The sequence below is a fragment of the Pseudomonas sp. DCB_AW genome (assembly GCF_026240895.1).
Classification (GTDB): domain Bacteria; phylum Pseudomonadota; class Gammaproteobacteria; order Pseudomonadales; family Pseudomonadaceae; genus Aquipseudomonas; species Aquipseudomonas kermanshahensis.
This window is the reverse complement of the sequence record NZ_JAPFCE010000149.1, coordinates 1-1,632: the sequence shown is the minus strand read 5'-3', so window position 1 is coordinate 1,632 and position 1,632 is coordinate 1. Positions and strand designations below refer to the sequence as shown.

Here is a 1,632-nt window from a genome sequence, read left to right as displayed (position 1 = left end):
CCGGCACTAACCCACCGGTCGAGCAGAGCCTGCAGGCGGTCAGCGGCGCTGACGCCTGGAAGTTTGAAAACCTGGTTCTGGACAAGACTCCAGTCAGCACCACTGTCACTGACGAGCCGGGTACCCCTGGCAACGAAGGCGACGTGGTCAAGGTCACCATCACTGCTGATCAAGTCTCGGTGGCGGAAAACGTCAAACCGACCTTCACCGTTCACATCAACACTGCCCTGGCTCACGACCTGGTCGTGACGCTGAGCAACAACGCAACCGTCACTATCAAGGCCGGTGAAACCAGCGCGCCGTACACCCACGAAGCACAGGGTGACGACGTCTACAAAGACGCCGGTGAAATCAGCCTGGGTATCAAGTCTGCCGTCGATGTTGACGGTAGTGGCTTCGAAAACCTGCAGCTGGGCGACGCGGCATCGGTCAAAGTTACCGATACCACTGACGATGTCATCGCCAAACTGACCGCCACTCCATCGGTCACCGAAGGCGGCGAGATCACTTACACCGTCACCTTGACCAACAAAGACGGTCTGCCGATCGACAACCACGCGCCGTTGTACTTCACCCTGAGTGACGGCAAAACGGTGATCACCGTTCCGGCGAACGGCACCACCGGTTCGATTACCGTAACCGCGCCAGACAACGTCTACACCGGCACTAACCCACCGGTAGAGCAGAGCCTGCAGGCGGTCAGCGGTGCTGACGCCTGGAAGTTCGAAAACCTGGTTCTGGACAAGACCCCGGTCAGCACCACTGTCACTGACGAGCCAGGCACGCCGGGCAACGAAGGCGACCTGGTCAAGGTCACCATCACCGCCGACCAGGTTTCGGTTGCTGAGAACGTGAAGCCGACCTTCACCGTTCACATCAACACTGCCCTGGCCCACGACTTGGTCGTGACCCTGAGCAACAACGCTACCGTCACCATCAAAGCGGGTGAAACCAGCGCGCCTTACACCCACGACGCGCAGGGCGATGACGTCTACAAAGACGCCGGTGAAATCAGCCTGGGTATCAAGTCGGCAGCAGACATCGATGGCCGTGCCTTCGAAAACCTGCAGTTGGGCGACGCCGCTTCGGTCAAAGTCACCGACACCACCGACGACGTGGTGGCCAAGCTGACCGCTACCCCTTCGGTTACCGAAGGTGGCGCGATCACCTACACCATCACCCTGACCAACAAAGATGGTCTGCCCATCGACAAGCATTCGGCGCTGACCTTCACCCTGAGCGACGGCACCACCGTCATCACCGTGCCGGCCAACAGCACCACCGGTTTCACCACTGTGACTGCTCCGGACAACGTCTACGTCGGTACCAACGACGCGGTGATCAAATCGATCGCCACCGTCGACGGTGCTGATGTTGGTAAGTTCGAGAACCTGGTTCTGGACAAAACGCCGGTCAGCACTGCTGTGACCGACGAGCCAGGCACGCCGGGCAACGAAGGCGATCTGGTCAAGGTCACCATCACCGCCGATCAGGTATCGGTTGCTGAAAACGTCAAACCGACCTTCACCGTTCACATCAACACTGCCCTGGCTCACGATCTGGTCGTGACCCTGAGCAACAACGCTACCGTCACCATCAAAGCGGGCGAAACCAGCGCGCCTTACACCCACG

Annotated in this window: 1 protein-coding gene; it reads left to right on the top strand. The window is 59.6% G+C overall.

The window, feature by feature from the left end:
• The coding region (locus OO306_RS27990) for an immunoglobulin-like domain-containing protein (RefSeq protein ID WP_323055842.1) at window positions 1-1,632 on the top strand (1,632 nt) is incomplete at both ends.